6 protein-coding genes are annotated in these 6,824 nt (G+C 53.7%); 2 read left to right on the plus strand and 4 right to left on the minus strand.

All coding sequences use genetic code 11. The features are described from left to right. Window positions 1–65 precede the first annotated feature (65 nt). Window positions 66–428, plus strand: coding sequence for a CidA/LrgA family protein (locus NI21_RS0113515; protein WP_033126736.1), 363 nt, complete (start codon window positions 66–68; stop codon window positions 426–428). Continuing rightward, on the plus strand, window positions 425–1,102 hold the full coding sequence (locus NI21_RS0113520; protein WP_033126737.1) for an LrgB family protein: 678 nt from the start codon (window positions 425–427) through the stop codon (window positions 1,100–1,102). The genes NI21_RS0113515 and NI21_RS0113520 overlap by 4 nt, the downstream gene beginning before the upstream one ends. Window positions 1,103–1,302: 200 nt before the next feature. Here NI21_RS0113520 and NI21_RS0113525 read toward each other — a convergent pair whose 3' ends face one another. The 4 genes from NI21_RS0113525 to NI21_RS0113540 form a co-directional block, all read right to left on the minus strand. Continuing rightward, window positions 1,303–3,144, minus strand: a complete 1,842-nt coding sequence (locus tag NI21_RS0113525) for an ABC transporter ATP-binding protein (RefSeq protein ID WP_033126738.1) — start codon at window positions 3,142–3,144, stop codon at window positions 1,303–1,305. A gap of 1 nt (window position 3,145) precedes the next feature. Continuing rightward, window positions 3,146–5,383: an ABC transporter ATP-binding protein gene (locus tag NI21_RS0113530; RefSeq protein ID WP_033126739.1), complete on the minus strand. Its 2,238-nt coding sequence runs from the start codon at window positions 5,381–5,383 to the stop codon at window positions 3,146–3,148. A gap of 30 nt (window positions 5,384–5,413) precedes the next feature. After that, window positions 5,414–5,905 carry a MarR family winged helix-turn-helix transcriptional regulator gene (locus NI21_RS0113535; protein WP_138304710.1) on the minus strand — a complete coding sequence of 164 codons (492 nt, stop codon included), beginning with the start codon at window positions 5,903–5,905 and terminating at the stop codon, window positions 5,414–5,416. Window positions 5,906–6,089: 184 nt separating this feature from the next. After that, window positions 6,090–6,653: a nicotinate-nucleotide adenylyltransferase gene (locus tag NI21_RS0113540; RefSeq protein WP_033126741.1), complete on the minus strand. Its 564-nt coding sequence runs from the start codon at window positions 6,651–6,653 to the stop codon at window positions 6,090–6,092. Window positions 6,654–6,824: the final 171 nt, after the last annotated feature.

Raw genomic sequence — 6,824 nt, forward strand, 5'->3', positions numbered from 1 at the left:
CCTTGCGGCCCATGCAACTTTCCTGTATAATACTGAAATTGAGTAACTACGAAAGAAGGGATTGTATGAAAATCATCAAACAGGTGGGCATCATTTTTCTGATCTGCTGGCTGGGCCTGGTCATTGAGGCGGCTCTCCCGTTCTCTTTTCCCGCCAGCATTATCGGAATGATCCTCCTTTTTCTCTGCCTGCTCCTTGGCATCCTGAGGATTGAGCATATACAGGAGAAATCCGACTTTCTCCTGTCCAATATGGCCTTTTTCTTTGTACCTGCCGGAGTCAGCATCATCAACTACCTGGACCTTTTAAAGAGCAGCCTTGTGCCTCTTCTTGTCGTCTGTGTAGTCTCTACCGTTATCACCTTTGCCGTGACAGCCTGGAGCATCCGTCTGACCATGCGGCTGATGAACAGGAGGGACAGATCGTGAAAGAAGTATTTTCGTCGCCGCTCTTTGGTATTTTTCTGAGCATTCTGGCCTTCTGGGCCGGGGAAAAGCTGCAGAAGAAGACGGGGCTGACCGCCTGCAGTCCGCTGCTCACAGCCATCGTGCTGATCATCGGCGTTCTCCTCCTATTCGACATCCCCTATGAGTCCTACAACGAAGGCGGAGAGATCATCAACATGTTCCTGGCGCCGGCCACAGCCTGTCTGGCTGTATCCATCTACACAAGGATCCGGCTTCTGAAGAGGCACTGGCTTCCCATCCTGGTGGGCTGCACCTGCGGCTCCCTGGCATCCATGGGGAGCATTTACCTGATGTGCACCCTCTTCCGCCTGGATGAGAAAATTACCCACTCCCTGCTGTCCAAGTCCGTCACCACGCCCATTGCCGTGAGCATCACGGAGCGTTTCTCCGGCGTGGTGCCTGTGACAGTGGTAGCTGTCCTCATCACCGGAACACTGGGAAGTATACTGGCCCCCTTCTTTGTCCGGATCTTCCGGGTAAAGGATCCTCTCGAGGCGGGTCTTGCCATCGGGGCCTGCAGCCATGCGGTAGGAACCTCCAAGGCGCTGGAGATGGGGGAGACGGAAGGGGCCATGAGCGGACTTGCCATCGGCATCTGCGGCATTATCACAGTCATCTTTTCCCTGTTTATCTGATTTTTCAGGCTGAAGAGCACAAAAGGACACAGCCGGCTCTGCCCGTATGCGGCGGCGCCGGCTGTGTCCTTTTGTTTTTGGCTCTCGCTTCAGATGTGACATCTGCAGATGCGATTAGATATGCTGTCGACATAAGAAATATTAACATAAGGTTTTATGTCGTGCAATAGGGTTCCGCGAAACGCGTCCTTTTGTGCCGATTAGGCACTCTTCTCAAACTGTGAATTGTACAGCTCCGCATAGAAGCCGTTCTTGGCAAGGAGCTCTTCGTGTCTTCCCTGTTCGATGATATCTCCATCCTTCATGACAAGGATCATGTCCGCGTCCCGGATGGTAGACAGCCTGTGGGCGATGATAAAGCTGGTCCTTCCCTTCATGAGATTGTCCATGGCTTTCTGGATCCGCACCTCTGTCCTTGTATCCACAGAACTTGTAGCCTCGTCCAGGATCAGGATCCGGGGGTCTGCCAGGATGGCTCTTGCGATAGTGAGGAGCTGCTTCTGGCCCTGAGACACATTGCTTGCTTCCTCGTTGAGAACCATGTCATAGCCTCCCGGGAGGGTCTGCACAAAGCGGTGCACATAGGCTGCCTTCGCCGCCTCCACCACCTCCTCGTGGGTGGCTGTAAGCCGGCCGTAGCGGATATTTTCCTCGATGGTGCCATTGAACAGCCAGGTGTCCTGGAGCACCATGCCGAACATCCTGCGCAGCTCACCCCTGTTGAAGTCCCGCAGATCGTGGCCGTCTATCTTTATGGAGCCGCTGTTTACATCGTAAAACCGCATGAGCAGCTTTACCATGGTCGTCTTTCCGGCGCCGGTAGGACCTACAATGGCGATCTTCTGGCCCGGCTCCACCTTTGCGTTGAAATCGTTGATAATAATGTGGTCCGGGTTATAGCCAAAGTGTACATGGTCGAACTCTACCCGGCCCTCCAGGTTTTCCGTGGACACCGGATTGGGAACTGTCTGCTCCTCTTCCTCCTCGTCCAGGAACTCAAAGACTCGCTCTGAGGCTGCTGCTGTGGACTGGAGCATGTTTGCCACCTGGGCCACCTGCTGGATGGGCTGGGTGAACTGCCGCACATACTGGATAAAGGACTGGATATCTCCCACTTGAATGGTATTACGGATGGCCAGATACCCGCCCAGAATGGACACTGCCACGTACCCCAGATTTCCCACAAACTGCATGATGGGCATCATCATACCGGAAAAGAACTGGGACTTCCAGGCGGACTGGTAGAGGATCGTGTTTGTGTCGTTAAATGTCTTGATAATGTCCTCTTCCTTATTAAATGCCTTGACAATATTGTGTCCGCTGTACACCTCTTCCACCTGGCCGTTGATGTGGCCCAGGTATTCCTGCTGATCCTTGAAGTACCGCTGTGAGTGCTTCACGATGACGGAGATCAGGCACATGGACAGGGGAAGGATCAGGATGGCGATGACCGTCATCAGAGGGCTGATGCTGAGCATCATCACGAGGACACCGATGATGGTGGTCACGGAGGTGATCACCTGGGTGGCGCTCTGGTTCAGGCTCTGTCCCAGGGTGTCCACATCGTTGGTGATGCGGGACAGGATCTCGCCGTGGGTCATCCTGTCAAAATATTTCATAGGCATGCGGCCTATCTTCTCGGAAATCTCTTTCCGCAGCCGGTATGTCATTTTCTGGGAAATCCCGGTCATGATATAGCCCTGTATAAAGGAGAGCACCGCGCTCACCAGATAGAGGGCCAGGACGCTTAAAAGGATCCGCCCCACCTTGCCGAAATCAATGCCGTCCCCTCCGGAGACCCGGCTCACAAGGCCGTTGAATATCTCTGTGGTGGCGTTTCCCAGGATCTTCGGCCCGATGATGTTGAAGGCTGTTCCGCCCACCGCAAAGATCATGACAAAGAGAATCGCGATCTTGTAGCTTCCCAAATATTCCAGCAGCTTTTTCATAGTGCCCCTGAAGTCCTTCGCCTTTTCTCCGGGCATCATATGTCTTCCGCCGCCCATGTGGCCGTGTCGTTTTATCTGTCTTGTCTCTGCCATATTAGACCGCCTCCTTCATATCTTTTGCCAGCTCTTCCTCTGAGAGCTGAGAGGCAGCGATCTGGTAGTATGCCTCACAGCTTTTCAGAAGCTCCCTGTGCGTGCCTATGCCCGCGATCCTTCCATCGTCCAGGACAATAATCTGCTCTGCGTGGAGGATCGTGCTGATTCTCTGGGCCACGATAATGACCGCCGCCTCTTTTGTCTTTCTGGCAAGGGCTGCCCGGACGGCTGCGTCTGTCTTATAGTCCAGGGCAGAAAAGCTGTCGTCAAAGATGAATACCTTCGGGTGCTTTGCAATGGCCCTGGCAATGGAAAGCCTCTGCTTCTGTCCTCCGGACACATTGGCTCCGCCCTGGGAAATGGGACTTTCGTATCTCTTTTTCTTGTTATTGATAAACTCTGTGGCCTGGGCGATCTGAGCTGCCTCCTCCATCTCCTCCTGAGTTCCGTCCGGATTTCCATAGAGGATGTTGGACGCGATGTCACCGGAGAAGAGCACACCCTTCTGGGGCACATAGCCCAGCTGGGCACGCAGGTCGTGCTGGGTGATGCTGCGGATGTCGTGGCCGTCCAGCGTGATCTTTCCCTCTGTCACGTCGTAAAATCGCGGGATCAGATTAACGAGAGTGGATTTTCCGCTTCCCGTGCTTCCTATGATGGCTGTCGTCTGTCCGGGGCGGACGGTGAAGCTCAGATCCTGGAGCACATCCTCCTCAGCCCCCGGATAGCGGAAGGACACGTGGTCAAAGCAGATTTCTCCCCGGCAGTCCCCCACCTTCTCCGGCTTCTCCGGATCGCTGATGGAGGTGGAGCTGCGGAGCACTTCAGCCACACGCTCCGCGGACACGGCGGCCCTGGGCAGCATGACGGAGATCATACAGATCATGAGGAAGGACATGATGATCTGCATGGTGTACTGGATAAAGGCCATCATGTCGCCCACCTGCATGGTGCCATCGTTGACGCTGTGGGCCCCGGTCCAGACAATGAGGACGGAGATGCCGTTCATCACCAACATCATGACAGGCATCATAAAGGTCATGGCCCGGTTGACAAACAGGTTCAGCCTTGTCAGATCCTTATTGGCCTTGTCAAACCGCTCCTCCTCGTACCGCTCCGTGCCGAAGGCCCTGATAACCTGCAGGCCTGTCAGTATTTCCCTGGAAACAAGGTTCAGCCGATCCACCATCTTCTGGACGATCTTGAACTTGGGCATGACTACAAGGAAGAGAACGATCACTACCATGAAAATCAGAGCCACGCCAAGAGCGATGATCCAGGTCATATCCACATTTGTGTTCAGCACCTTCCAGATGCCGCCCACCGCCATGATGGGAGCGTACAGCACCATCCGCAGGATCATGACCGTCAGCATCTGGATCTGCTGGATATCATTGGTGCTCCTGGTGATAAGGGACGCTGTGGAGAATTTGTCGAATTCCCCATTGGAAAATCCGACCACCTTCTGGAAGACCTTTCCCCTGGTTTCCCGGCCCACGCTGGCCGCCACCCGGGAGGCCATAAGTCCCACCGTGATGCTGGCCAGCATGCCAAGCGCCGCCAGGGCGAGCATTTTTCCGCCTGTGACCAGGATGTAGTCGGTCTGCATAGCATCCATGTCTATGCCAAGCTCCTCGTAGGCGGACTGGATATAGAGAGTGGACGCCTGCTCTACCATGGTGTCCGGCATGCTGTCCATGCTCTCGTCCATCTGTGCCACCACCTGGTCTCTCGCGGCAGAGTCCATCATTTCCAGCATGTCAAATATGGTCATATCCGATAAATCCACGCCGGCCTGGGCCTGCATCTGCTGGCGCATGGTCTCCTCCATGGATTTGGAGGTGTCGCTGCCGCTCTCAAACCCTGCTGTAAGGAGCATGGGTTTGCCCATGATCTCCGCCAGGTCATCCAGCTCCTCTGTGCTGTCTTTTACCGTTTCCTTCAGTTCAAGAACTGTGCCGTCGTAGTCATATTCCCCTGCTTTGGCCTCCTCATAGGCTTCCCGCACGGTGTCCTGTTCGTCGGAGGGGACAAAAAGAAGCAGCCGTTCAAGCTCGTCGCCAGCGATCTGCTCCGGCACGCTCTCGTCCACGCCTCCCTGCTGAATTCCCACATTTACGATATCCGACGTGTAGGTCGGCAGAGACAGGTCGCACCATGCCTGCACGACCAGTACACACAGGATAGCCAGCACAGTACCTGCATGTGGTTTCAGAAATTTTAATAGTTTTCCCATAAATACTTGTCACTCCTTTTTTGCTCTGGGTTAAAAATTCTTTTCCGGATGCAGCCGGCGCATGATTTCACTTAGATCCATGTCCTTCAGCTCCTTGGAGTCCATGATATTCTCCTCGATCTGCACGAGAAACCTCCGCAGGAGGAGCCTTTCCTCCTCCCGGAAATCCTGCAGGGTGATCTCCTCTGTCTTCCGGAAGAGCTGCTTCAGATCCTCTATGCGGCTCTTTCCCATATCTGTCAGATGGATCCGGGTCTTTCTCTGGTCGTCCGGATCTGCCTCCTTTTTGACCAGCCCCTTCTCCTCCATCTTCCGGAGAGCCACATTCATGGAGGGCGGTGTGATGCCTACCCTCCCGGAGAGCTGACGCTGCGTCAGATTGCCGTACCGTTTCAGGATAAACAGGATCGCCGCCTGCCCCAGGTTCATGTCAAACCGCTCCAGCAGTGAGACCGTCTGGTATTTCAGCAAATGCGCGCTCTTCATCAAAAGCATCTGAATAGGCATATTTCTGCTGTCCAAAAAAATAACACCTCACTTTTCATTAGTTATCTAACGGATATTCTAGAGATATGCCCATAGTAAGTCAACACATGAAGATAATTCTTTATCATTTTTTAATAATTTCTCACAAAAAATCATTTTTTAAACTAACGAAAAAACGCAATTTGGGACGTAATACTTTTAAAAAGTATTACGTCCCAAATTAGCGTTCTTCGTTGAACAGGCGGCGGATGCGCTCCTCAATGCCGTGCTCTGTGATGTATTGATATACGGCCCGGGGGACCAGATGCTCCCACTCCTGGCCTGTGGCGATGCAGCTCCGGATCCAGGTGCCGGTGACGCCGCACTCCTCCTTGCTGCGACGCCAGAGGACTTCCGTCTTCAGATCCAGCCCCTTTAGGATCTTCAGCTTCTCCTCGTCCCAGCCGTCGCAGATCCCCAGATAGTAGACCCCGTCGGAGGGCGTATACTGGGTGATGTACTCGGGGCGGTGGATGGGGAAGGGGACGATCTCATAATCGCCAAGGGGCACATTGAACTCCTCCATGGCTCCCCGGATCATCTCATAGCGCTCCAGATAGGTCAGCGGATTGGCCGCCGGCGTGGAGCGTATCTCATCGTTCACCGACTCCCTCACGCAGGAGGGATCCGGGTTGGTGATCCCGATGTACAGCTTCCGGCACCGCATTTTCGCGGCCAGGACATACTCAATATGCTTCAGGTGCGGGATCTGAAATCTCGCATTTACAACTCCTTTTTCAACCATAACAAACCTCTTTCGTATAATGCAAATCAAACCTAATGACAGTAACTGTAAACGAAACTTGTTCTTTTCCCGGCAATGTACTAAAATGATACCAGCATAAACACACAGGAGGTATCACACCTATGACCGTACAAGAAGACCAGGCATTTCTTGAAAATGCGCTCCCCTTTT

This window comes from Eubacterium sp. ER2 (assembly GCF_000765215.1).
In the GTDB taxonomy this organism is placed as follows: domain Bacteria; phylum Bacillota; class Clostridia; order Lachnospirales; family Lachnospiraceae; genus Claveliimonas; species Claveliimonas intestinigallinarum.

What these genes read in the sequence shown, in the direction of transcription:
- NI21_RS0113515 (WP_033126736.1), top strand. Translation starts at nt 66, where the DNA reads ATGAAAATCATCAAACAGGTGGGCATCATTTTTCTGATCTGCTGGCTG.
- NI21_RS0113525 (WP_033126738.1), bottom strand. Translation starts at nt 3,144, where the DNA reads ATGGCAGAGACAAGACAGATAAAACGACACGGCCACATGGGCGGCGGA.
- NI21_RS0113530 (WP_033126739.1), bottom strand. Translation starts at nt 5,383, where the DNA reads ATGGGAAAACTATTAAAATTTCTGAAACCACATGCAGGTACTGTGCTG.
- NI21_RS0113540 (WP_033126741.1), bottom strand. Translation starts at nt 6,653, where the DNA reads ATGGTTGAAAAAGGAGTTGTAAATGCGAGATTTCAGATCCCGCACCTG.